At 68.2% G+C, this 223-nt stretch carries 1 pseudogene; it reads right to left on the bottom strand.

Annotation, left to right across the window (positions count from 1 at the left end):
• Positions 1–223, bottom strand: a pseudogene (locus E4K09_RS29475) (MraY family glycosyltransferase); the annotation flags it as partial.

Genomic DNA, 223 nt, shown 5'->3' with positions numbered 1-223 from the left:
GGCTATCCGGGACGCCGAGGACAGCCCCTGCCGTTCCGATGGCGCCGTGCAGCGCGCACAGCGCCACAACGATCGCGCTGGCTTGCCCCGGCGTCGCTCCGCTCTCGAGGACCAGGTGATGAAGGTGATCGCGATCGGCCGAGAAGGGACTGCGCCCTGCCCAGATCCTGCGAACGATCAGGCTGAGCGTGTCGAGAGCGGGAACGGCGAAAAGCCAGAGCAG

Source organism: Microvirga pakistanensis, from assembly GCF_004458765.1.
Taxonomy (GTDB): domain Bacteria; phylum Pseudomonadota; class Alphaproteobacteria; order Rhizobiales; family Beijerinckiaceae; genus Microvirga; species Microvirga pakistanensis.
Note: the sequence above shows the minus strand (reverse complement) of the source record. Positions and strands in the feature narration are given on the sequence as shown.